General features: G+C 68.9%; 20 protein-coding genes and 2 CRISPR repeat arrays. Of the genes, 3 read left to right on the forward strand and 17 right to left on the reverse strand.

All coding sequences use genetic code 11. The features are described from left to right. Window positions 1–240: 240 nt before the first annotated feature. A complete protein-coding gene (locus ACZ7IB_RS36795; protein ID WP_470918711.1) occupies window positions 241–495 on the forward strand; it encodes a DUF6300 family protein in 255 nt (84 codons plus the stop codon). A gap of 69 nt (window positions 496–564) precedes the next feature. Here ACZ7IB_RS36795 and ACZ7IB_RS36800 read toward each other — a convergent pair whose 3' ends face one another. The 3 genes from ACZ7IB_RS36800 to ACZ7IB_RS36810 form a co-directional block, all read right to left on the reverse strand. After that, a complete protein-coding gene (locus tag ACZ7IB_RS36800) occupies window positions 565–693 on the reverse strand; it encodes a hypothetical protein (RefSeq protein ID WP_331735862.1) in 129 nt (42 codons plus the stop codon). A 260-nt stretch (window positions 694–953) separates the two neighbouring features. Continuing rightward, on the reverse strand, window positions 954–1,685 hold the full coding sequence (locus ACZ7IB_RS36805; RefSeq protein ID WP_470918713.1) for a restriction endonuclease: 732 nt from the start codon (window positions 1,683–1,685) through the stop codon (window positions 954–956). Continuing rightward, complete coding sequence (locus ACZ7IB_RS36810) at window positions 1,682–1,891, reverse strand: hypothetical protein (protein WP_470918822.1); 210 nt, start codon at window positions 1,889–1,891, stop codon at window positions 1,682–1,684. The genes ACZ7IB_RS36805 and ACZ7IB_RS36810 overlap by 4 nt, the downstream gene beginning before the upstream one ends. A 360-nt stretch (window positions 1,892–2,251) precedes the next feature. Here ACZ7IB_RS36810 and ACZ7IB_RS36815 point away from each other — a divergent pair, with 360 nt between their 5' ends. Continuing rightward, a complete protein-coding gene (locus tag ACZ7IB_RS36815) occupies window positions 2,252–2,548 on the forward strand; it encodes a hypothetical protein (protein ID WP_470918714.1) in 297 nt (98 codons plus the stop codon). Beyond that, window positions 2,529–3,821, forward strand: coding sequence for a hypothetical protein (locus ACZ7IB_RS36820; RefSeq protein WP_470918716.1), 1,293 nt, complete (start codon window positions 2,529–2,531; stop codon window positions 3,819–3,821). Before ACZ7IB_RS36815 ends, ACZ7IB_RS36820 begins: the two co-directional genes overlap by 20 nt. A 71-nt stretch (window positions 3,822–3,892) precedes the next feature. Here ACZ7IB_RS36820 and ACZ7IB_RS36825 read toward each other — a convergent pair whose 3' ends face one another. The 14 genes from ACZ7IB_RS36825 to ACZ7IB_RS36890 form a co-directional block, all read right to left on the reverse strand. After that, window positions 3,893–4,912, reverse strand: coding sequence for a DUF4331 family protein (locus tag ACZ7IB_RS36825; protein WP_470918717.1), 1,020 nt, complete (start codon window positions 4,910–4,912; stop codon window positions 3,893–3,895). Window positions 4,913–5,182: 270 nt separating this feature from the next. Beyond that, the gene (locus ACZ7IB_RS36830; RefSeq protein ID WP_470918718.1) at window positions 5,183–5,725 is read right to left on the reverse strand and encodes a hypothetical protein; all 543 of its coding nucleotides are present in this window, start codon (window positions 5,723–5,725) and stop codon (window positions 5,183–5,185) included. 90 nt (window positions 5,726–5,815) lie between these two features. After that, window positions 5,816–7,030: a CRISPR direct-repeat array (repeat unit 38 nt; unit sequence CGTTGCGATCCTCGGTCGCCTCGAAAGGCGACCGCCAC). 141 nt (window positions 7,031–7,171) lie between these two features. Beyond that, a complete protein-coding gene (cas2, locus tag ACZ7IB_RS36835) occupies window positions 7,172–7,462 on the reverse strand; it encodes a CRISPR-associated endonuclease Cas2 (protein WP_331735902.1) in 291 nt (96 codons plus the stop codon). Next, on the reverse strand, window positions 7,462–8,496 hold the full coding sequence (gene cas1c / locus ACZ7IB_RS36840) for a type I-C CRISPR-associated endonuclease Cas1c (RefSeq protein ID WP_470918719.1): 1,035 nt from the start codon (window positions 8,494–8,496) through the stop codon (window positions 7,462–7,464). The genes cas2 and cas1c overlap by 1 nt, the downstream gene beginning before the upstream one ends. Continuing rightward, window positions 8,493–9,161 (reverse strand): CRISPR-associated protein Cas4, encoded by a 669-nt coding sequence (gene cas4, locus ACZ7IB_RS36845; protein ID WP_470918720.1) that lies wholly within the window; start codon window positions 9,159–9,161, stop codon window positions 8,493–8,495. Before cas4 ends, cas1c begins: the two co-directional genes overlap by 4 nt. Then, on the reverse strand, window positions 9,161–10,075 hold the full coding sequence (gene cas7c, locus ACZ7IB_RS36850; RefSeq protein WP_470918722.1) for a type I-C CRISPR-associated protein Cas7/Csd2: 915 nt from the start codon (window positions 10,073–10,075) through the stop codon (window positions 9,161–9,163). Before cas7c ends, cas4 begins: the two co-directional genes overlap by 1 nt. A gap of 51 nt (window positions 10,076–10,126) precedes the next feature. Next, window positions 10,127–11,920 carry a type I-C CRISPR-associated protein Cas8c/Csd1 gene (cas8c, locus tag ACZ7IB_RS36855; protein WP_470918724.1) on the reverse strand — a complete coding sequence of 598 codons (1,794 nt, stop codon included), beginning with the start codon at window positions 11,918–11,920 and terminating at the stop codon, window positions 10,127–10,129. Window positions 11,921–11,923: 3 nt separating this feature from the next. Then, complete coding sequence (gene cas5c / locus ACZ7IB_RS36860; RefSeq protein WP_470918726.1) at window positions 11,924–12,619, reverse strand: type I-C CRISPR-associated protein Cas5c; 696 nt, start codon at window positions 12,617–12,619, stop codon at window positions 11,924–11,926. A 567-nt stretch (window positions 12,620–13,186) separates the two neighbouring features. Beyond that, window positions 13,187–15,460, reverse strand: coding sequence for a CRISPR-associated endonuclease Cas3'' (locus ACZ7IB_RS36865; protein WP_470918727.1), 2,274 nt, complete (start codon window positions 15,458–15,460; stop codon window positions 13,187–13,189). A gap of 259 nt (window positions 15,461–15,719) precedes the next feature. Continuing rightward, window positions 15,720–16,839: a CRISPR direct-repeat array (repeat unit 36 nt; unit sequence GTGGCGGTCGCCTTCGGGGCGGCCGAGGATCGCAAC). Between the two features lie 1,176 nt (window positions 16,840–18,015). Continuing rightward, on the reverse strand, window positions 18,016–18,381 hold the full coding sequence (locus ACZ7IB_RS36870) for a DciA family protein (RefSeq protein WP_470918729.1): 366 nt from the start codon (window positions 18,379–18,381) through the stop codon (window positions 18,016–18,018). Continuing rightward, a complete protein-coding gene (locus tag ACZ7IB_RS36875; protein WP_470918730.1) occupies window positions 18,381–20,228 on the reverse strand; it encodes a hypothetical protein in 1,848 nt (615 codons plus the stop codon). The genes ACZ7IB_RS36870 and ACZ7IB_RS36875 overlap by 1 nt, the downstream gene beginning before the upstream one ends. Window positions 20,229–20,972: 744 nt before the next feature. Beyond that, the gene (locus ACZ7IB_RS36880; protein ID WP_470918731.1) at window positions 20,973–21,245 is read right to left on the reverse strand and encodes a helix-turn-helix domain-containing protein; all 273 of its coding nucleotides are present in this window, start codon (window positions 21,243–21,245) and stop codon (window positions 20,973–20,975) included. 338 nt (window positions 21,246–21,583) lie between these two features. Next, on the reverse strand, window positions 21,584–22,126 hold the full coding sequence (locus tag ACZ7IB_RS36885) for a GNAT family N-acetyltransferase (protein WP_470918732.1): 543 nt from the start codon (window positions 22,124–22,126) through the stop codon (window positions 21,584–21,586). Window positions 22,127–22,136: 10 nt separating this feature from the next. Then, on the reverse strand, window positions 22,137–23,456 hold the full coding sequence (locus tag ACZ7IB_RS36890; protein WP_470918733.1) for a hypothetical protein: 1,320 nt from the start codon (window positions 23,454–23,456) through the stop codon (window positions 22,137–22,139). Window positions 23,457–23,691 lie beyond the last annotated feature (235 nt).

Consider the following 23,691-nt stretch of genomic DNA (forward strand, 5'->3'; position numbering starts at 1 on the left):
GACCTCGATCGCCTCCGACATCAAGGGCACCTTTGGCCCTGACGCCTGGCAGGGCGTGGCGTGAGAGATGAGGACGGCGGAATCGTTTTACGGCTTGCCGATCCACCGGACTGCGCACGGTGCGGAGGACCGGGGCTGCTTCTGGCCCGGTTCGCGCATACCTGGAATGATGGCCGCCCGCGCACCGGGGGGCCCGCTCCGCACCTGCAGTCTGTGCCGGCTGGCACGTCCGCCGGCAAGGTGCTGGCTGACGCAGGCCATGCCGAAGAGGTGCACAGTATTCGGGAGGCAGTGCTGTGCCCGGTCTGTGATCGCGGGGAGCCGGCCTCGGACAGGCTCCTGGCGTTCTTCGTGCTCCGCGAGGCGCTGGCTACGTCCGAACTCGAGACCTTCCACGTCCTCGTCACTGCCTGGGTAGCGGTTGCGGGTGACCGCCAAGTCGACCAGCACCAGCTCGACGACGAATTCCAGCGCTGGTGTAACGGGGAACTCTAGACAGCGGTGTGCCGACGGGAACGCTCCCGTCGGCACACCATCATGCGGGCTGGTTACGCCTCGGCGTAGCTACAGTCCTGCAGGGCGCACGTACTGGCGGCCGTCGTCGCTGTCACCGGTCGGGGGGTTTCCACCCTGCCCGTCGTCCTCTTCGGGGTCCACCGCGAGAGTGATCAGGTCCTCAATCCGGAATCGCATCTGATTGCTTCCTTCCGTTGAGACAACCGGCCCCGGGCGGGCGCCCGGGGCCGTCTTGCGTCCCCGCAACCAGGCGGTAATTGCCGTCCACGTCATGGGAGGAGGGAGCCTCAGGTGTCCTAGGGCACGGCGTCGGATACACACCCGCCGCAGGCGCACACCGTTCCCGAGACAGGAAGGCCACGACCGGCGAGGGAACCGGGCGGCCGGAGCTCCACGAGCCGGAGGCTGGCGCCTGAACCCGCTCGGCCGCGGGCGGCTCAGGAGAGGGCAGTCGGTTTGCGAGGCGGCGGGACGGTCCGGAGCAGCTCCCACAGGGGGCGTGAGCCGGACGCCCACGCTGCGAGGGTGTGGCGGTCGACGACGTGGAGGTGCTGCTGCTTGGCGAAGGTCACGGCCGGTGCGGTGACCCGGCCGTTCGTCACGATGACCGCGATGTCGGCGCCGTGGACCTGGCGGGCGGTGCCGTTGAGAACCTGAAGTTCCGGTGTGCCGACCGCGGAGCCGGCGAGGCCGTTGCGGCGGTGTTTGCACTGGATCACCCAGCGCCGTCCGTAGGGGTCGGTGGCCTTCACATCCGCGCCCAGGTCGCCGCCGCCCCCGACGCGGACGGCGTCCGGGCAGCCGTCACGGTGCATCAGGTCCCGCACCGCGTCCTCGAACTGGGAGTGGTGCAGGGCGTCCAGCTGGGACAGCCCGTACCGCAGGCCCTGCGTGCGGACCGCTTCCCACCGTGCCTGCTGCTGCTTCTGGTAGAGCCAGCCGCCGCTGGCCAGCACCGCGAGCACGCCGATGACGATCAGGATCCACCAGTTGACCAGTAGCCAGTTGACGACGGCCACCACCAAGGCGATGGCCAGGGCCGCGGCCACGAGGAAACCGATCAGCCGGTCGTCCGCCTGCTGCCTCCGTTTGCCCGGCCTGCGGGTCCGTCGCCGTGCCGACGGCCGCCTGGTCGCCGCCGCCCGGCCTTTGCGTGCGCGGGGGCTCATCGGCCGGCCTGGGTGACGCCGCTCGCGAGCTGGCCGAGGAAGTCCATGATTCCCTGGCCCACCGGTGTTGGTGCGATGAGCACCCCCAGGGCCAGAACGATGACAACGGTGAAATTCTCGTCCAGCCGACTCCGAGAATGCGTACGCCGACGCAACCGAATGACGACGATGACCGCAAGCAGCACAGCCACATTGATCGTCAGCAACCGCCGGACCTCCCCCAGAACATGACGTTCTCTGTAGGGCGGCAGCGCCTGCCCCAACCCTCTTGTGTAGCCGGGCCTCAGTGATGTCGGAGGCAGGTTGCCGACGAATGGCACAAAGCAATCGGACCTGGCCGAATACCGCGCGGCCGGACTACCAGTCGGCGACGTGCATGGTGACGTACAGGTCTCCGGCGGAATCACGCCCGCTGAGCAATGGCTAACGCGCTGGTCCCGGTGAACAGGGCGAGTTCCCCGGTCATCGGGCCGCCTGCCGCGTACGGTGGGCCCGGCCGCCGTGCCCTGTCCGTCGTGGTGAGGACGGGCGCGGCAGTGGGGACACGGCACGGAAGGAAGAGCAGGATGACGGAGGCCACGGCGAGCGAGCTGGACGAGCAGGTACTGGGGCGCAGGTGGACAGTGCGTCTGGACGCTGCCGGTCGTGGCAGCGCGGCGGTGCGCGTCTCGTGCAGCCGTCCCTCCTGTGCCGAGCAGCGTCTGCCGTCCGCGGCCGCCGGCCGTGCGGCCGCGATCGCCCACCTCAAGGCCCACCTAGGCGCTGCCCCCGCTCCCAGGGCCGGGGCGTACTGCGCGTGCAGGGCCGACGGCTGCCACACGCATCTGCGTGACGCCGACCGGCATGCGCGTGCCGAACCCTGAACCCTGGCGGTGCGGCGGGCCGGTCGTCCTGGCCGTGGTCACCGACCGGGAAGGCCGCTGGTGGCAGGCCATGGAGTGCTGCTCGCGGTGCGCGGCCGCCACACCCGGAGCGAAGACCGTGGCCACCTCCCAAGCCCCCGATCCTCAGACCTCCGACCGCCCGACCACCCCCGCAGCCACAGCCGCGGGCGCGGGCGCGGGCGCGGGCGCGCCGCAGTTCTCCCACCGCCGCCCGACCACGGCAGGCCCGGTACCGGCTCCCCGCTCCGCGCCGGTGCGGCGCCGACCACGGCAGGTGAAGATCGCCCAACGGGTCATCCCGCACGATCTGCGGCCCGTCGCCCTGCGGGACGAGCTCGTCGAACTCGGTGACCTCTTCCGCGCCTACCAGCAGCGCAGCGAGCCCGACCTGTCACTCCTGGCCGATCTCCACACCCGCAAGGCGAGCGCCTTCACCGCGTGGGCCGACGCCACCGGCGACACCCGCCTGCGGCTGGACGCCCAGCGTGCCGAGCAGGCCGCCACCGCCGCCCGCCTCCAGCACCAGCAGCGCACCGGCCTGGGCACGAGCAGCAACGAACCAGACAGCAACGCCCCGGCCGTGGCCCGCCTGCTGACCACGCCGACGCAGTGGAAGCACGCACGGGCCGTCCTCGCTCACGCGGCCGACCACACCCCGCTGCCCGGCCCGAAAGCACGCCTGCTGATACTGATGCTGACCCTGCGCACCGCGCACACCGGCACGGGTAACCTCGTCGGCCAGGACCTCACCGGGCTGGGCCTGAGCGAGCCGGGGGACCTGGTCACGCAGCTGGCCGACTGCGGCTGGCTGCGCCTCCCCGGTACCCCTGGTGACCTGCTCGTTTCCCAGCCCGAGAACCCCACCCCCATCACCGTCCCCTCCCTGATTCCTGACGAGGACAAGCCGGGCCCGTTCACGTTCGGCAAGAAACTGCGGCCCAAGCTCAGCGGCTGGGCCCAGATAGTCGTCTCGGACAAGAAGCTCCGCAAGGCCAAGGCCCCCGCGGCCGCCCGGCTGCTCGCCCTGACACTGGCCACACAGACCAGCGCCTCGGGGCGGCTCGGCCCCGGCGGCCAGGGCATCGCCCTGGACTCGCTCGCCGCCTGGGTCCCGGTGGATCCCGGCGAGCTGCAGCACCTGGTGGACCAGCTGACCGCAGCGGACTGGCTCGCCGAAGCCGTCGTCACCGACACCCACCTCACCGGGCAGCTGACCGAACGCGTCCTCCCGCTCACCTGCCCCCTTCCCTAGTCCGATTTACTGATCGATCGGCCTGTCCCGGCTCGGCCGTCGGAGCCTCGGGTGTGTCCCGCCGGGATCCGTCAGGAGGTGGTTGCCGGGTGCGGGTCGCCGAGGTACGGGAACCGGTCCAGGGTGTCGGTGTGCGGCGTCAGACCGGTGGGCGGCGCCTCGTTCTTGGTGAGGAACGCGACGCGGATGTCGATGACGTCTTCCGCGAATGTCCGGCCATTCGGGTACGCGGCAGGCTTGGACGGGTCGAAGTGCAGCACGTCCGGCAGGAGGCCGTGCTCGTCGAGCGCGGTGATCGCCTCCTCACGCGAGTAGCCGCCGGTATGGCCCAACAGGTGGACGAACTGGTCCGTCCACCTGGCCCGGTCGTTGACCGGCTCGCTGGCGTTGTACTCCTCCTTCGTGTCGTCGGTGTTGAAGAAGCTGCTCATTGACGGGTGCCCGGCCCGGTCCGCGTGGACGAGTTCGCCGTCGCGTAGGACGCTGCACCGGCCCCAGATGTGCAGCTCGGGCTTGGGGGCCAGCTCCGCGGTCGGCAGTTCGATGGCCATGGAGAAGACGTTGGCCGTGCTGTTGGAGTCGACGCCGGTCCACGGGGACTTTCCGCCCAGATGCGGCGCGGTGAAATTCCGGTTGCCGCTGGTGTCGAACAGATTCTTGATTCCGTCGAAGTCGAAGAAAAAGGCATCACTGCGGCTACCGGCGGCCACCTTGTAGTCGCCGCTGCTGACCACGTTGGCCTGGGGGCCGAAGGAGACGGCGGCGTCCGACACGATCTTGGTGCCGACCGCCTTGGGCCTGCGGGACTCCGCACCGGTTGCCATGAAGACGCTGTAGGTCTGCGAGCCGTCGGATGCCGGCGGGCTGAAGACCCAGCTGAAGGCGCCGTCGGTCAGGTAATTGCCGTCGTTGTCAATGTTCAGGCGGTATACGGCGTCGGGGTGCATGGCATCTGCGTTGGGATTGGCGTTGAGGATGAGAACGGTCCTGCTCGGATCGCCGGGTGCCCCGAAGGCGTATAGGTCGCACAGATCGAGGCGCTGGTCGCCGAGTGGTGGCCCAAGGCTGAGGCCGGTGAAGTGGTTGGACATGTCAGGCCCTTCCATTGCTCGCCCGTCGGAAAACCGCTAGAACGCTCGAACCGGGGCGCGTGAAGTACACCCACACCTGGGCGGTGCATCCACGCTAGCCGCCACAGCAGTCCGACCATCGAGGGCGAAGGCACAGCCGTCAAACAACGCTCGGATGGGTCACCGACAGGCGGGAGGCGATCGTCTCGCGGTCCGAGAGCAAGCCTTCAGGGGGTCGCCGATCAGTTGATCAACTCACAAAAGACACACGCTCTAGCCAGACCAGACCGGTCAGGCCGACTCCCGGAACGCGGACGCGGCATCACCGGTCACCTGGCCGGCCCCCTCAGCACGCCCCCGGCGCAGCGCGGCCGCCTCGGTCGCCGCGGCTTGGCGGCGCTGGGCGCGGGCCTCCTCGATCGGGGCTAGCGCATCCTGAGGTACAGCCTCGGTCTCGGGGAAGGCACGGCGGCTGAGCTCACGCACCGCGGACATCTGCCGCTCCGCCGCCTGCTCGATGGTCGGGTCCACCCGGCGCGGCTGTGCGGCCTGCCGGTGGGCCGCGAGGGCGCGCTGGTAGCCGCCCGAGGCGTTCTCCCGGAACGGACAGGTGGAAGCGTGCCGGACCTCATCGACAGACAGTCGCCCCTGGTGCTCGGCGGTGGCCTGCTGGGCCAGGCGGGCGCGGATGTACTCCGCGGGCCGGGCCGGACGCCAGGTCAGCATCCACGAGTGGAGCTCGGCCGTGATGGTGTCGGCGTCCCAGCCACGCTCGGTGAAGGGCCGCAGCACGAACTCCAGCCTCCGCACCCGCGCGGTCTGCGTCCAGTTCACCCGTGCCCTGACCTGGTGATCTGGATCGACTGCTGGGTCTGGCGGGCGGTACGGCGGCTTCCACCGCTGTACCGGGCCTGCCGATGGGGCTGTTGCGCTCCTCGGCCGCCCCGAAAGGCGACCGCCACACGGACGGGTGGTTGAGGTGACCCAGCACGTGCTGGGGTTGCGATCCTCGGTCGCCTCGAAAGGCGACCGCCACCGCCACACCGTGGCCTCTTCGCCCTTGCCGTCGATGTTGCGATCCTCGGTCGCCTCGAAAGACGACCGCCACCACAGCTTGCCGTCATGCGCGAGCAGACCCGACACGAGTTGCGATCCTCGGCCGCCTCGAAAGGCGACCGTCACTCGACAAGGCGCTCGCTGGCGTCACGCGGTGGATTGAGTTGCGATCCTCGGTCGCCTCGAAAGGCGACCGCCACATCACCGTCATGGCCACGGCCGGGGCCAGGGTGAGGTTGCGATCCTCGGTCGCCTCGAAAGGCGACCGCCACCCCGTAGTCGGCCTCGTGGCCCTCCTTGGCCGACTGGTTGCGATCCTCGGTCGCCTCGAAAGGCGACCGCCACGCGACGTCGACCAGGGTGTCGCCGCGCTTGGAGTCGTTGCGATCCTCGGTCGCCTCGAAAGGCGACCGCCACTGCGCCTGCCCTGGACGTTCCGCGGCTCCGACCTGGAGTTGCGATCCTCGGTCGCCTCGAAAGGCGACCGCCACTGGTCCGCGGGCCGCTGCTCGCGGACGGAGCGTGGGGCGTTGCGATCCTCGGTCGCCTCGAAAGGCGACCGCCACTGGTCGTCGGCGGCCGTGCTGGTCTGGCGGCATGACGTTGCGATCCTCGGTCGCCTCGAAAGGCGACCGCCACCACGGCAGCCTCGACCGCGTGGTGCGGGTCTGCGACGTTGCGATCCTCGGTCGCCTCGAAAGGCGACCGCCACTGCCGATGAGCCCGCCTGCGCACGCCCCTGCCGCAGCGTTGCGATCCTCGGTCGCCTCGAAAGGCGACCGCCACCCCCGGCCCGGTCGATCAGCCGGGTGCACCAGCCGACGTTGCGATCCTCGGTCGCCTCGAAAGGCGACCGCCACTGCCGATGAGCCCGCCTGCGCACGCCCCTGCCGCAGCGTTGCGATCCTCGGTCGCCTCGAAAGGCGACCGCCACCCCCGGCCCGGTCGATCAGCCGGGTGCACCAGCCGACGTTGCGATCCTCGGTCGCCTCGAAAGGCGACCGCCACCCGGCGTCGTCGGGGCGGTCGGTGCGGGTGCCGACGCGGTTGCGATCCTCGGTCGCCTCGAAAGGCGACCGCCACTCTGGATGACCAGCGGAAACGGTCAATGTTGAGATCTGTTCTCCCCGAAACAGGACACCAATACGGGACCAATGCGGATATTGCCCTTGGGTGTGATCCGCGTGTCGTGTGCTCGCTTGGGGTTCCGAAGCTGCCTTCTCCTTACAGGATGAGGTCTGCTCGGTGGGGGTGGGGGGCAGCGATGCCAAGTGTGTGGACGTCTTCCGTTCCCGCGTGGGGCAGGCGATAGATACGGATGCTGTCGGTGTTGGCATCGATCAGGTCTTCGAGGTCGTACATGAGCGTCAGGAGCGTCTTGTCGTTGGTGACGATTTCGAACACGGATTTCTGCACACGTATGCCGTGGCCTTCACAGAGCTTGGCTACCCGGCGGAGTCTGCGGCGACCTTCGGGTGTGGTGGTGTCGACGTCGTAGGTGAGCAGTAGTTCCATCAGGCAGCGGTCCAGGGGAGGTACGCGGGAAGTTCGCCTCGGAGATGGCGCGCGAGGATGCGGGCCTGGACCACTGGCAGGAGGCCGGCGGGGACGTCCCGTTCTGCGAGGGAATGCTCCCAGGTCTGGGCCTTCCAGTCTTGCCAGGCGGTGATGACGATCTTGCGGCCGTCGTCGGTGAGGCGGACGGCTCCGCCGGGAGTGGTCTCGAAGTGGGCGGGCCGGAGTTGGCGGCGGTTGAGGAGGGTGAGGACGAAGCGGTCTGCGAGGACGGGACGGAATTCCTCCATAAGGTCGAGGGCGAGTGCTGGTTTGCCGGGTCGGATCCCGTGGAGGAAACCGATGTATGGGTCGAGGCCGACCTGTTCGGCGGCTCCGTGGACGAGTCCGCGCAGCAGTCCGTAGGTGTAGGAGAGCAGGGCGTTGACAGGGTCGGTGGGCGGTCGGCGGTTGCGGTGGGTGAAGGCGGGGATGCCTTCGGTGGGACGGATGGTGTCAGCGAGGGCGGCGAAGTGTGTGCGGGCGGCGTTTCCTTCGGTGCCCATGAGGCTGTCGAGGGATGTGCAGGTACTGGTGGCGGTGAGGCTTTCGGCGAGAGCGTCGGCTGCATCGCGTATGCGGGACTTTGCTGTGGGGGCGGCGTCCCGGGCGGCTCTGAGAAGAATCCAGCGGCTGTTGCGGATCTTGCCTGCGGTGATGGTGCGCGCGATGGAGAGGCGGCCTTCGGTGTCTTCGTGCGTCCGGTGTTGGGCGTGCCGGAGGAGGACGTTTCCGTGGACGGCGCCGTCGAGGCGAGCGAGGTAGCGCCCTCCCCTCGTCATCCAGGTTACGGATCTTCGGTCTTGCGCGCAGCGGCTGATCAGTTCGGTGGAGAGGTTGATGTGGCCGTAGAGGACGATGGCGTCGATGCGGCGCAGTGGGAGGATCTGGCGTCCGGGAGTGTCGGGAAGGTGGACGCGCAGGCTGTCCTGGTCCAGGCGGAGGTCGGCTCCCTGTGTTTGCACGTACAGGGTGTTGAGGAGTTCGGTGGTCACGCGTCGGTGTCCTGTGGGTCGGTGGGTGAGTAGAGGGTGGTGAGGGCTTGGCGGTAGCGGCGTGTCCCGGCGAGCAGTTTCGGCATGCAGTCGGTGGCCATGGAGCAGCGGCGGCATCGTTTGTCGGCTGCGGGGCCGGGCAGGTGGCTGTTTTCGAGGAGAGCCCGTACGGCGTGGGTGGTGTCGAGTACGCGGGCCCGCAGGGCGTCGTCGATGGTGATGAGGTGGCGTCGGCGGTCGGTTGCCGAGAAGATCGCGGCTTCGGGCACGGGTTGCTGAAACATTGCTTCGAGGCAGAGGGCCTGTGCGGCTGCTTGGATGTCGGCCGGTCCGCCGGGGATGTAGCGCCCCGATTTGTGTTCGACGGGGAGGATGCGGCCGTCGTTGTGCAGTTCCACGGTGTCGCAGATTCCGGTGAGGCCGTAGCCGTCGTGCCAGACGGGCAGGGCGTGCAGGGTGCGCACGGTTCGTCGCCCTTTGTTTCCGGGGGTGTCGACGCGCTGGTGGAGGTGGGTCCCGCGGATGGTGGCGGCGTCGTCGGTGAAGGCGTCTTCCAGGAGGATGAGGCCGCATTGGCGGGGGCAGTAGGCGTAGTGCTCCAGGGCGGAGAGGGAGACCTGGAGGAGGTCTCCCTCCCCGCCCTGTGCGGGAAGAGATGTCGTCATCAGACAGGGCGCGGGATGAGGGTGGTGAGGGTGACGCCGGGCGGGAGATTGGCGTCACGTACCTCGACGGTGCCGTAGTCGGAGAAGCTGCGTGCGCTGACGTCGTCGCGGGCCTTGACGGTGATCCGTTCGAACAGCTCGTGGGAGGGGGCGCGGCCGAAGGCGTCGTCGTGGGTGAAGACGTACAGGCCGCGCAGGGCGAGGTTGGCGCGGGCGGCGGCGCGGTCGTGTTCCAGCATGATTTCGAAGGCGCGCCAGAAGAGGGCGAGGTCGTCGGAGGTGACGCCGGTGCGGCGGGCAAGTGGGGCGCTGAAGTGGCCGGTGCCGCGGTAGAGGGCGTAGGGCACGACGTGTTTGGAGCCCATCTCGGTCTCCTTGCCCTTGTTTTTGGCGTCTTGGCCCTCTCCTCGTTCGTTCCATGCCTTGACGTCTTCTTCTTTGGTGGGGGTGACGCGGGTGATTCCGATGTCGAGGGGGGTGATGCGGTCGATGGAACGGGAGAACCCGATCTGGAGGGGGCCTTGGACGCGTCCGGCCTGCTTGTCGCGTTTGCCGGTCGTCATGACGGCGCCGAACATGCGTACGTCGAAGAAGTTGCGGCACATCCATTCCTGCGCGGACTTCTGGTCGCTCGCGGCGCCGGCGGTGTAGGCGCGCTCGTGCTGGCTGTTGAGTGCGGTGCCGGCTTCGACGTAGATCTCGTAGCCCTCGCGGGGTTCGTGGGAGTTGATGAGGGCGACGGTGTTGCGGATCTTCCGCTTGATCGCGACGTCGGTGATCAGGCCGTGGCCGCTGACCGGGTCGGTGCGGGGCAGGCCGCCGTTGTCGGGGTCGCCGTTGGCGTTGGAGTCGACGGCCTCGATGAGGAAGACGAAGTCGTGCTTGCGGGCGGGGTCCAGGTGGGCAGCGGTCATGACAGGAAGATCTCCTTGAACGGGTTCGTAATGGTGTGCGGGGTTGCCGGGTCAGGCGGAAGCGGTGTCCTGGGCGGGTGCGGCCTGAGCGGGAACAGCGGCGAGCCTGCGTTCCTTGGCGGCCTGCTTCCGTGCCAGGTCCTCGTGGCGCTGGTGGGAGTAGCCGATGATGAAGCGGCCCTGCTGGACGTCGGTGAGGTGGCCGGGAAGGTCGTCGCTCACCTTGCTGTAGATCTCGAAGAGGCGCTTCTCCAGCGCGTACCGGGCGGCGGGCTTGTCCCGGCGTAGTCGCTTGAAGTGGGCTCCGGAGTCGGCGAATAGCCGGCGCAGGGTGATGCTGGGTGCGGCGACCGCGGCACTGAAGTACTTGTCTCGCAGGGTGGTGTTGATGTCCGGGAGTGCCTCGTCCTGCACGGACTCAAGAACGGCGAAGAGCCGGCCGCAGAGGTAGGCGGGGTCGGTGCTGTCCTTGTCGAGCTGTGGCATCAGGTGCTCCTGGGGGTCGGGGGAACGGTTGAGGAGCAGGCGCAGCAGTGCCAGGCGCGGCGGATCGACGCGCTGGTCGGCGTGGACGCGTTGCAGGAGGAGTGGGAGAGCTCGGGCAGGCGGGCGGGTGCCGTGCAGGGCGCTGTGGAGCAGCTCGGCCTCCAGACCATGGGGGGCGCTGTCGGGTGCGTAGCGTTCGCCCTGCCAGCGGCCGCAGGAGAGGGCCAGCTGCCAGAGCGGGAAGTAGCGGGTCCGTCCCGTCCATCCGTCCCAGACTCCGTGGTCGGCGTACCAGGCGGCCAGGTTCGTCTTCGCCACGGGCAGGGGGACGTCGATCCAGTCGCGGACGACGAGGCGGGCGTTGTTCAGACCGAGGGACAGGCCGTAGAAGGCGTCGGTGTCCGCCCGTTCCGCAGTGGCGGGACCGGGGGTGGTGGTCATCGAGTCGATGAGGTGCTCGATGTCGGCGGCTTCCGGCTGGTCGTCGAAGAACATGGCGAGCGCGGAATCGGGTTCAGTCTGCTTCGTCCACCACAACAGCACTCCGTCGTCCCGGAAGCGGCGCCGGTGCCGGTCCGAGGCGACAAGGTGGTTCAGAACCGCCATGGCGCGGCCACCGCACCGGTGGCATACGGGAGTGTTCACCAGCTGGGTCAGGCCCTCGCGCCCCTGCGCCGCGGTGTTGATGCTGATGAGCTGGCCTTCGTTGCTGCCGCCCGCGGTCGGGATCACCCCCTTCTTCACGGGCTCCGGAATCGTCGCCAGCAACGCGCGGTACTCACCACACACCAGACACAGCCCCGCACGTTCCGCAGCACCGCCCTTACGGGCCCGCACTTCCTCGCCCCACAACCGCTGCGCCGACCCCAGCTGATGCAGCCAGCAGGTGCCGACCATGATCGCGACCGTGTCCTTCGCCTCGACCCCCTCCGGGAGGTCGAGTGCCACCGGTCCGGCGGTGAAGAACGTCCTGGCCGCACCCGCCGCTGTCTCACCGTCCGCAGACGACGCCCAGCGCAGGACAAGATCACGGTAGGCGTCATGCCGGCGCGACGCCTCGTCCCGGCCCTTCTCCGTGACACGGCCGTTCTTGTCTGCCTTCGGCGCCCCGAGCACGAACTCGGCCGTGTCCACCAGCAGGTAGGGCGGCACCTTCGTCCCCGACCGCTGTACATACGGCACCGGCATGATCAGCGCCTGGTCGCGCTGACGCCCCGACACCTTGCGGCTCAGTAACCTCGCGCTCAGACCGTCCGCGGCGATGTCCAGCACCCAGTGAATCTGCTTCTCGCGGTAGAACTCAGCGGGCAGTTCCCCGGCGATCCGGTCCCCGTACTCGGTCAATCGCTGTAACAGCACCGCTCAGCCCTCCGCTGCGTCGGCCCGCCACGCAGCCAGCGGCATCGCGACCGCGTCGTCCGGCAACGGTTCCTCCGGCACCTCCAGGACCCCGTCGACGACGGAAGCGCGGAACCACCGGTAGCGCTCCCCCTGCGGCCCGTACGCGATCGAGTGGAGCATCACGCCGAGTTCCTCGCTGAACTCCACCACCGGCTGCCGCGGATCGGGCTTGCCAAACGACGCGGTGAACTCCCGGCAGCCGAGGAACGGCTCCGAGAAGCAGGCACCCCGCTCCACCCTGCGGCGCAACTGCTCGCGGTACTTCTCCTCCGACGCGGGCGGATACTTCGCCGAACCGGCCAGAGCCCCGGGATCCACCACAATCTGCGCGTGGATCCGGTAGCGGACGTCCCTCAGGGCAAGCGTGCTGCGCTGGTCCCGGTCCGTCTCGACGTCATAGCGGTAGCGCCGGTCGGACTGGAGCTTCCGCACCTCCTGGGCACTGATCAACGACTTCACCTCGTTGCGGCGCACCCGCATCCAGCTCACCGGCCGCAGCACCTCGATCTTCCGCACCACGTAACGGAACTGGGGCTTCCAGAAGATCGCCTCCAGCACACCCCTGGCCGCGGATGGCGTCATCACCTGATAGCTGACCCGCTCGGCCTTCAGCTCCGGCCGTGTGAAGCACGCCGCCTCACCCCAGACCTCCACCACCAGATCAGGGAAAGCCCAACCCTCGTTACCGCGCCCTAACCTGCTGGATGCGGGCACCGTCGTTCTCATCCGTCGTATCCATTCCTGACAGTCCACCCCCCGCCGGACCTGTCCTTGGGCAGGTCCGGCGACGGCACACGGAACCAACGGGACATCAGGTCACTGCCTGTCCCCTATTGATGCCGCACTGTAGGCGGAGGCACTGACAATGCACCTCCGAAACAGAAAAACCACTGCTCACAAGGGCTTTGGCGTGCTACCCGCCGAGCCGGAACCTAAGGCCAACTCGGACACAGGGTGTGCCAGCCGGAAGATCAACACCACGATCCCCTCACCCCGGAGCAGGCCCAGCGGTGGGGCCTGCTCCTGGCTGTCGCCTCCGTGGCGGGGCTGATCGGCTTCTTGTCCGGCAGTCCGACAGTCGTGCTGCTGCCAGAGCAGCGGGACTGCTACACAAGATGCTGGCGCAACAACCTCCTGGGCTCCTGGGCTCCTGGAGGAACTGTGCGCCGCCCGCTACGGCCCGCCCCGCACACGACGCCAAGCACCGAGCGCAGCATCACCAACTCAAAATACGTAGCCGCCCCGGTCCTCAGGATCATCCGCGTCCAGCCCGCGAACCGGATCGTAGTACCCCCGCCACACCACAAGATCACCGATCACCGGCTCGGCCAGCCCCGCGCGCAGCGCAGCTGCGACCTCGTGCCTCGGCAAAGTTGCCATGTGCGGCTGCAGACGACGCAACGGTCCAGGCCCCGACGGGAAGCGGCCACGCAGCAGAGCGATGTCCGACTCAATGATGTCCCGCTCCTCATCCGATTCCTCCGGACGGATCACGACGACCGACTGGGCATACCTGTTGTCGATCATCTGGAACTCGTCCGCAACAGCGGGAAAGTCCCACCTCCGGCGCAGCTCCTGGATCCCCTCCCCCATCGACCGCCCATCGGTGCCCTGCAGCGCCCAGCGCTTCTCGTAATAGAGGCCCAGGACATCCAGATCATCCGGAGCCGACGTATCCGGCCCGAAGAACTCCGCGCTCGCGTCCATGGCCGCCTTGTACGACAAGTCTTTCGGGACACCGCCGTCAACCGGCCGGAACACCGCAACCCTGCCCCCCTCCAACAAACGACCGTCACGGTTACAGCGGCCCGCCGCCTGCTGCAGCGCCTCTGCCGGCGCCCACGCCCGGTACACCCGAGGGAAGTCCACGTCCACACCCGCCTCAATCAACGACGTGGACACCACGTGCACCGGACGCCCTGCCGCAAGCTCACCCCGCACATGCCTGATCACCTCACGCCGGTGCTCAGCGGTCATCCTCGTCGACAAGTGCCACACCGGAGCCGACACACGCACCCCGCCATCGCCCGCCCCCGTCAGAAGGCGGTGCAGCCGCGCCGAGTCCCGCGTCGTGTTCACGATCGTCAGAACCCGATCCCCTCCCTCAGACGCGATCTCCCCCGCGATCGACTCCCACGTCACCTCCGGCCCCAGACGCCACTCATACCGAACCCGCCGCAGCGCCTCGAACAGCCCTGTCACGTCCTTCACCAAGCCGCGACGCGGAAGCCCTTCCAACTGCGCCAGAGACCAGAACGACGGCTGCGTCGCGGACACCAGCACCACCGACGCCCCGAAGTGCTCCACCAGATCACGCAACACGCTCAAGATCGGAATCAGCAACCGGTCGGGGAGCGCCTGGACCTCGTCCAGCACGATGACCGACCCCGCCAATCGGTGCAGCTTCCGCATCACGGAAGGCTTCCGCGCGAACAAGGACTGGAACAGTTGCACCGTCGTCGTCACCACAACCGGCGCATCCCAGTTCTCAGCTGCCAGACGCGCCCAGGCCCCCGCCCCGTCCTCCTCGTCCAGCTCCACCGAACTGTGGTGCTCCAGCACAACAGGCCCGTCTTCGCTGCCCTCAGGGGGATCGAGCAGATCCCGGTACACGTCAGCGTTCTGCTGCGTGATGCTGATGTACGGAACAGCGAACACCACGCGCCCCAGGCCGTGCTCAGCCGCGTGCCGCAGCGCGAACCCACCCGCCGCGATCGTTTTCGCTCCGCCCGTCGGCACATGCAGCACATACATCCCCGGCACGCCCGCAGCCGCCGTCAACGCCTCCTCGTACACCCGCCCACGCAGCTCATCCACCGGGGACGCCGCACGCCGGGCGAGCAACCGCGCCCTCCGCCGTTCAAAACGCTTCAGCAACTCCCCCATGTCCGCGCGCACACCAACGCGCGGCTTCCCGCCGGCGAAGTGGGCTGCGGTATCGAGGTAGTCCGCGTCGACCACACAGCTGAACACCATGCGAGTGAAAACATCCAGGGCGAGCGCCCTCCTGTGCGGCGACTCAAGCCCAGCGAGCCAGGCGGGCGGCAGAATCCGGTCGTCCCGCAAGATCTCTGGTACCACCCGGGCCACGGCCCCTGCCGCCTCCCGGGCACGATCCGCGTCCTGCCCAGCCCCCCGGAGCTCGGCCAGCACATCCTTGATCTTGTCCTGGTCAGGCAGCCCTCCGTGATGCCCTTGCACCACAGCGGCAAGCTGGCGCCCCACCGTCCGCACGGCAAGCACAGTGCCCGCTTCCTTGTGAGGAATCCCTACCGGCTTGCCCATCGGCTCGGCATGAAAGATCAATCGGTCCTGCCAGGCGCAGCACCCCTTCCCAACGTCATGAACCAGCGCCAGGTACTCAGCCACCTCACCAGCACCGAAAGCCTCGGCGAAGGCTCGGGCCAAGGCCGCTGAGCCACGCAGATGGTCCTCCAGACGGTGCCGGCACCCCGACTGCGGACTACGGCTGTGGGCGAACAACTCACGCTCCGGCATTGATCCCCCGAGGTTCGAACCGCAGACCTTAATCAGAAACCGCCACCCTAAGATGAGCCACTGACACGACCATGGACACGTGAGACTGACGCAGGCGCGAGTACGGCCCCGCCACGAGCCGCTTTGGCACTTCGGAACCCCAAGCACACACACGACACGCCTATCACGCCGAAGAAAAATGCCCACTTTGTGCGTATATCAGCACTCCCTCCTGTCAGCATGAACCCGCCCTCTATAGTGAATCCACAGGTCATTCAGAGTGGCGGTCGCCTTCGGGGCGGCCGAGGATCGCAACACGCGCGTCCGGTACTCCTGACCAGCCAAAACGCAGGGTGGCGGTCGCCTTCGGGGCGGCCGAGGATCGCAACTTGGTCAGGTACTTGATCAGCGCCTCGTCGTCCGGGTGGCGGTCGCCTTCGGGGCGGCCGAGGATCGCAACGGACGCTTGCCGGGGATGTGCACGATCGCCTTGCCGCGTGGCGGTCGCCTTCGGGGCGGCCGAGGATCGCAACTTGCCATTGGCGAGGATGGAGATGCCCCACACAGGTGGCGGTCGCCTTCGGGGCGGCCGAGGATCGCAACCGTTCCAGCGCTGCCTGCAGTTCGGCGGCGGCATCAGGTGGCGGTCGCCTTCGGGGCGGCCGAGGATCGCAACTGCGTCTACAGGCGGGTCTGGCCGTCCGCGCCCCTCGCGTGGCGGTCGCCTTCGGGGCGGCCGAGGATCGCAACTCCGTCTGAGTTGCCGTCGATTCCGTTGGATTCCCAGTGGCGGTCGCCTTCGGGGCGGCCGAGGATCGCAACTGGTCGGTGTCGTGGGCACGCATGGCTGCTTCCCCCCGGTGGCGGTCGCCTTCGGGGCGGCCGAGGATCGCAACCAGACGATGATGCCGTCCGGCGCGGCCGACCTCGTCGTGGCGGTCGCCTTCGGGGCGGCCGAGGATCGCAACTCCACTCGGCTGACCATTTGCGTGGACACCCCCACGTGGCGGTCGCCTTCGGGGCGGCCGAGGATCGCAACAGTTCTGTGGCGGAGACGCCCTTGTAGGACGCCTGCGTGGCGGTCGCCTTCGGGGCGGCCGAGGATCGCAACGTCGGCAGCCGGCACCCAGGAGGCGTGCGCTTCGGGGGTGGCGGTCGCCTTCGGGGCGGCCGAGGATCGCAACTGCAGGGCCGCGTACGCGCCTGTCATCCGTGACGGCGTGGCGGTCGCCTTCGGGGCGGCCGAGGATCGCAACGACTCCACCAAGGAAGCCCTCTCCGCCGCGGATGAGTGGCGGTCGCCCTCGGGGCGGCCGAGGATCGCAACACTTCACCAGCGGTGAGTAGCCGATCGGCAGTCCGGCGTGGCGGTCGCCCTCGGGGCGGCCGAGGATCGCAACCACCGGGTGCACACCGGGCAGGCGTCGTTCATCGACGGGTGGCGGTCGCCCTTCGGGGCGGCCGAGGATCGCAACATCTCTAGCAGGGCGTGGCCTACCGTGGAGCAGAGGGTGGCGGTCGCCCTTCGGGGCGGCCGAGGATCGCAACTATCCTGTACGTGGTGACCTCGGGCCTGTAGGAAGTGGCGGTCGCCCTTCGGGGCGGCCGAGGATCGCAACCTCCGCCAGGCGGCCATCCCCATTCAAGCGCTCCTGGTGGCGGTCGCCCTTCGGGGCGGCCGAGGATCGCAACTACGGGCCCTGGATTCAGGTGGCGGATCCTGCCGGCGTGGCGGTCGCCCTTCGGGGCGGCCGAGGATCGCAACCGAGCTGACCGCAGTGGCGCCCAAGTAGCGGTCGCTCTCCGGGGCGGCCGAGGATCGCAACATCGCGGAGATGACCGATGCAGCCTGGATACAGCGGTGGCGGTCGCCCTTCGGGCCGGCCGAGGATCGCAACCCCTTGTTCGTGGGAGGAACCCGCCGCCCGTCAGGTGGTGGGGGTCGTCCTTCGGGGCGGCCGAGGATCGCAGCGGTTTCCGGCTCGCACACGGGGCCGACTCGATCTCTGGTGGCGGTCACTCTTCGGGGGACCGAGGATCGCACCCAGGCATACCATCAGGTGCCAGCCCCAGGTGCCGGGGTGGTGGTCGCCCTCCGGGCGGCCGATCGCAACGGCCTGACGGTCGCGGAGCTGATCTCTGGCTACGCAGGTGGCGGTCGCCTTCAGGGCGGCCGAGGATCGCAACGAAATGATCCGCGCGAGCGTGACGGACCTCGACCCGGGTGGCGGCCGCCCTTCGGGACGGCCGAGGATCGCAACCTCGACTGGGACGTCCCATTCGTGGCGAGCAGCGTCCCGAGTGGCGACCGCGCGGCCGAGGGTCGCAACTCCTGGTCGTTACCACCGATCACCTGGAGCTGATGTGTGGCGGTCATCCTTCGGGATGGCCGAAGGTCGCAACTGGCACCACGGCGGACACAAGGTCGCGTACGCAGCGGGGGTGGCGGTCGCCCTTCGGGGCGACCGAGGATCGCAACGAGTACCGGCCCGGCCGTGTCGTCTGCGTGTGGCGGGTGGCGGTCGCCCTTGGGGGCGACCGAGGATCGCAACGTCGTCTCGCTCATCCGCCGGACGCTACCGGCCGCCGTGGCGGTCGCCCTTCGGCGCGGCCGAGGATCGCAACGCAAGGCGGCCGGTGTCCGCGTCGAACCCCACAGCCTGGACGTGACCAGCAAGCTCGGGCGCAGCCGCGGCAAGGATGGCCTCCCACTGGGCGAGGACGCTGCCGCCGGCGGCCGGGGCGGCCATGCCGCGCTCGGTCATCATCATGCCGATCGCCGTGCCGAGGGCGAGCGGGTCACGGCCGTCCCGCCGTATCACCGGCCCGGTCCGCCGCTTCGGCTTCTTGCAGACGGCGCCGTTCTTCTTCGCCGCCTCCCGGGCGGCGACCAGGGCCTGGCGGGCGAGGTCGACGCCGCTGAGCTGCGGGGTCCCGGTCATCACGCCACCTCTCCGGCGAGCTCCTGGACCCGGTGACGCAGGCACACTCTGCGGGTCGGCAGGGTCTCGCGGGTGCACGGCACGGCTCCGTCCTGGCCCGAGCAGATCGGCTGCTCGGCCGCTGCCGCCGCCATCGGGAGCGCGGGGGCGTCGCTGGCCGCCAGGGCGGCGCTCCCCTCGCGGCACGGCTTGCACAGGCCGTCGCCAAGGGCGGGGCCCGTCAGCATGATCCGCACGCCGCAGACACCGCAGACACCGCGCGTCGGGCCCTCCGGCACGCGCTGCACCGGGATGGGGGCGGGCCGGTCGATCGCGTCGTCCAGCTCGCAGTCGGCGCAGTGCCCCGAGGGGCCGGGGCGGGTGCCGTGCACGGGGCACAAGCCCTGGGCGATGCGCTGGGCTCGCTGCCGGGCGGCGAACTTGTCGGCGACGACTTCCTCGCACACCGCGCACCGCTGGCCGTTCGACCAGCGCACGCCGGACTCGCAGTCCAGGTGCCCGCAGCCCCAGCGCGGCAGCGCCACCCCGAGCAGCCACCCACCCGGGTCACGGATCTCCGAGGCCATCACCTTGGCGAACCGGGCGGTCAGCCGGTGGTGCAGCCGCTCCGCGTCCATCCCGCCTGCCAGCTGGCGGCCGACCTCCCGGGCGATCTTCCGCTCCACGAACGGGTTGTTCAGCTGCTCCAGCAGCCAGTGCACCGGCTCCAGCACCGCGTAGATCTCCGGCTTCATGGTCAGCTGCGGTCCGGTGTACGCCGACCGCGCCGACCCCCCGCCGCTGCTGCTGCGCTTTTCGGTCTTCGGCTTCGAGGAGGAGGACGTCTTTCCATCCGCGCGAAGCGCGAGACCACTGCCAGCGGCCGTGCGCGTCGGCTCGCCGCCGACCGGGTTTTCCACAGGCCCAGCGCCCTTACCTACCGGTACCTCGCCTACGGCGGGTGAGGAAAGCGCGCCCTCGTCATCAGGTGAGTCAGTCCTAGGTGATTCCTTATACGCGAGGGATCCCTCATCAACCGGGGAACCCGATCCCTCACCAACTTGGGAACTGGACGCCCCCTCAGAACCACTGTCCACAGCAATCTCCGGGGACCCACCGGCCACCGGGCAGGCACCAGCCGGGCGGGCCTCCGGGGCGATGTCGTGCGCGATGTACAGATTCCGGCCCTGCGCCCCAACACGCCGCTGCACGGTCACCCACCGGACCGCCTCCACCTCGTCCACGACCGCCGACGCCGCCGTCACCGTCAGCGCCTGGCCGGCCTTCTTGCCCGAGTAGTGCCGCAGACCGGACGCCAGCTCCGCCTCGGTCAGCGCGATCCCCCGCGCCTGCGCATAGGCGATGAGCGCGTACGCCCGCAGCTGCCGGGGCGTGAGGTCCTCCGCGGCCGCCACCGGCACCCACACGAACGCCTCCGCCGGGTTCATCGGCCGCACCGTCCGCACCGCGGACTCGCCCGTCCCGCCCGAATGCGTCCGGCGCCGCGAGCGCAGCTCAACCACACCATCCGGTCCCGGACGACGCAGCCGCGTCATCCCGCGCTCCACCGACGCCACCGACAGCCCCAGGTACGAGGCGATCGTCGCCGCCTTCGCCTGGCATCCCTCCGGTCGCGAGGCCAGCGCCTTCACCTTCACGTACGCCGTCAGCGCCACATCCGCGTAGAACGGCGACCACACCAAACGCATCGGCACCCGCACCCGCTGCGTCCGCACCCGCACCCGCACCGGCGCCGACTGCTGCCGACCGGAACGCGGCAACCCGGCCACAGCCCCGTCGACGGACTTGTCGACGACCTCCGACAACTGGTGCTCCACCACGGCGGCCGACGCCGCCACGGCACTCACCGGCCCACCCGAATCAGGACGTGATCCATATCCATCCCGGCACCCTGGACCAGGTCACCTGTAGACAGAGACCGGCCAGCCCCGAACACCCGTGGCGCTCCCGCCCACAGGAAGCGGCGGGCACGAATGTTGACGGCTCCCGAGGGCCGGACAGGAAGCCGTTCTACCGGAAAATCGATTTCCGGCGTAACGCGGCAAAGCGTCTGATAGTGGGCGACGCATCCCGTGTGACGGGACACTTCGAACGCTCGAATCAGGCTGAATCGGACAAGGTCAAGCTGACAAGGGACACCGACTTGGTGCACCATGGCGAAGAACCTCCTGCTGTTCCGGAACTGCGGACGCGGGTGGGGCCCCCTCCGTGAGGAGCGGGCGACAGGGCGAAGGCCAGAGGCGGATCTCCTTTCCGTTGACGGTTTTGGCGCTGGTGTCTCGGAAGCCCCTGGCAGGGCCGCCGAGACGAACCGCGAAGCCCCCTGGCAGGGGCCCGCGGGTGTTGCATGGCCCTGATGAGGGGCCGAATTGGAAATGAGCGGCTTGATAAGCCGCGGCTCAGGACCGGCTGGAACCGGGATCTGAGCGGACCGCTCTGGTGGCTAATCCAGGCGGTAGACGGGCCGCGCGAGGCCAGAGGATTGCGAGTCCTCATTTGGCGCGCGCGGCCGATGGCCTTAGGTCATCCCGACTCCCCTCGACTCTCGAAGGCGGCGTCGGCTATCCGAAATCTGGCGAAGCCTGGTCGGATCAGCCGTCATCGGATACCTGCGCAGCGTCGGGGTACTTCTCGGCGAGCCGCTGGAGTAGTTGGGCGTATGCGTCCCGCCAGGGCCTCCGCGGGTCGGTTTGCCCGGACTCCCAGCGCAGGATCGTTAGCGGCTTCACCTGGAGGGCATCGGCCAGCTGGCGCTGCGTCAGTCCGTCGGCGAGGCGCAGTTGCCGCCGTACGGCAGGGATGGGGAGGTCCGGCGCGCGGTCGACCAGGGCGTCAACTGCCTCGCTCAGATCCGACTTCGACATTGAGAGACCTCCCCCATCCAAGGCTGATGCCCTGAAAGATACCCCACCGTGGCGATCTTCGACACCGTCGATGCGCGTGTTCTTATGGACGACATCGCAGGCGTCCAACTGGCGAGTACCTCCCCCGGATGTTGATCTTTCTGATTCTGGCGTGGAAACGTGCAGGTGGGGCCTGTAGTGCCCTTGAACCTGAACAGATTTCGAGGACCAGCGCGAGAGGGTTCCGCTAGGGAAGCGGCGCCGTCCCGCGTGGCGGGCAGCAATCGAGTTCGCCTTCCCGCCTGGCGGGAAGGCGGTCCCGACTGGTCGTCAAGAACCCTCGAGTCAGAGCCCTGAGGCTACGGCCGCCACTCGTCCTCCAGCACGGAGTACAGCACGCTGTCCCGCCATCCACCGTTGGTGTGCACGTGGTCGCGGAGGACGCCCTCCTTCTGGAAGCCGAGTTTTTCGACAAGGGCGATCGAGGCCAGGTTCGACGGGCCGATGGCTGCGCTGACGCGGTGCAGCCCGAGCTCGGCGAACGCGTACGAAATCAGGCAGCGGGCCGCATCCGTGGCGTACCCGCGACCCCACTCCTGCGCGGCGATCGCGTAGCCGAGCTTGCCGGCCTTGACGCCTGCGAACGCGATCCGGGCGAAGCCGACGACGCGGTCCTCCCTCTTGGGCGTCACGGCCAGGTAGTACTCGGTGCGGGGTTCCTCCTGGGCGCGGGCGACCGCGCCGTCGACCATGGCGACGGCTTCGGCCCGGGAGCGGCTGTCGAAGCTCAGCCAGCTAGTGACCTTGTCGTCGCCGATGATGCTCAGGACGTCGTCTACGTCCGTCGGAGCGAACTCCCGGAGCGCGACCTGTTCGCCGGCGATACGGATCGGGTACGTCAACGGAGGGCTCCTAGCGGGGCAGCGACTTGAGCTGGGTACGGGTGAACGCCTCGATCTGCTCCTGCAGGCTCGACGCGTCCTCGGCAAGCGGGGAGTCGCGCAGAGCGCGGTGCACGCGCTGGGTCGCGTTCACGATCCCGTTGATGCGCTGCTCGGGAGCGAGGTCGAGGACCGGCGCCACGGCCTCGGTGGCGCCCTCCAGTTCGCCCATCTGAATGCGCGTGATGGCGAGCGCGCTGTGCGCGCCCGCCTGGTCGCCGAAGGCCCACTCGGGAGAGCTGCTGTCCTCGTAGGCCGCGACGGCGCGGGTCGCGTAGTCGTTCGCGATGCTGCTCTGTGAGGGTAGCCAGGACAGGGCCTCGGCCGCGTAGTAGATCTGCCGGGTTCGGCCGAAGAGGCACAGGCCGCCGAGCTCGTCGACCTCGTCCTCCTGGACGAGGTCCCAGGCGCGCTCAGCGCGTTCGATGGCCGCTCGGGTCGCATTCGCGTTGCCGAGCGCCGCGTGGGCCCGGGCCTCGTTCATGGGCAGCCAGACGCTCGAGGTGTTGACCGCGGCGAACTCGGCGCCGGACTGGGCGTAGCGGACCGACTCCCTGGTCCGGCCGGCCCAGTACGAGACCAGCGACTGGATTCCGCGGATCCAGGACCGCAGCCCGTTGTGATCAGCCTGGTCCGCGCACACGAACGCGGTTCGAGCCTGAGTGAGCGCCGCATGCGGGTCCGCGAGGTCGTGACTGGCCTTCGCGAGCAGGCCGCCCGCTACCCCGGCGAGGAAGTACAGCTCCCGGGCCTGCGAGGGGCGGCGCTGCTGTTCCAGCAGCGTGTAGATGGTGTCCTGGGTCGTGATGAGGTCCGGCAGCAGCTCCGAAAGCGGTCGCTGTGGATAGTCCGTTGCCAGATTCTGGACGTCCGCGTGGACCTGTTCCATCACGTCGGTCGTGAGGTTGGTCTGACCTGCCGTGAAGGCGAAGCTCCGGGCTCGTTGTGCAGCCATCTCGATCAGCTCCCTGTCCGCAGTGGGCCTCCCTGTCGCCAGGATCAGCCCGGTGGGTTCGTCAACCGCCGGTATGGCGCCCGCCCAAGGGGCGAGGAGCTCTTCCAGCGGCATGCCGAACATGCTTTGCAGGACACGGCGCATGACTGGGGTGGTGCTGGCCCGCTCTCCGCTGGCCAGCCGGCGCAGGTGCCGGGTGCTGAGGGTGACGTTCTCCCCCAGCCTCGTAGCGAGCTGCCCGAAGTCCCCGACGATCTCGTCGTACGTGCGCGGCTGCTGCCGCAGCAGGTACTCCAGTCTCGTCCGCGGATCTCCTTGACTGGCGCTGCCGGCCACCGGTCCTCCCCAGAGTCACGAAATCGTGCTCTGCGTTCTCAGTGTCAGTCGCGAGCGACACCAAGTCAGCAGAGCAAGGGCTCTGGTCCGGTAGCGGTCCGCTTCATGTCCGGAACCGGTCCTGGACCGGTCCGCCGCCGGACCTCGTGTGGTCATGCTCCCTCATCCCACCCTGGTGATCACCTAGTTCGCACGTCCGATCGAAGGAAGGTGGGCCCGTGATTCAGTCGAAGAT

The sequence above is a fragment of the Streptomyces sp. NPDC037301 genome, assembly GCF_055602785.1.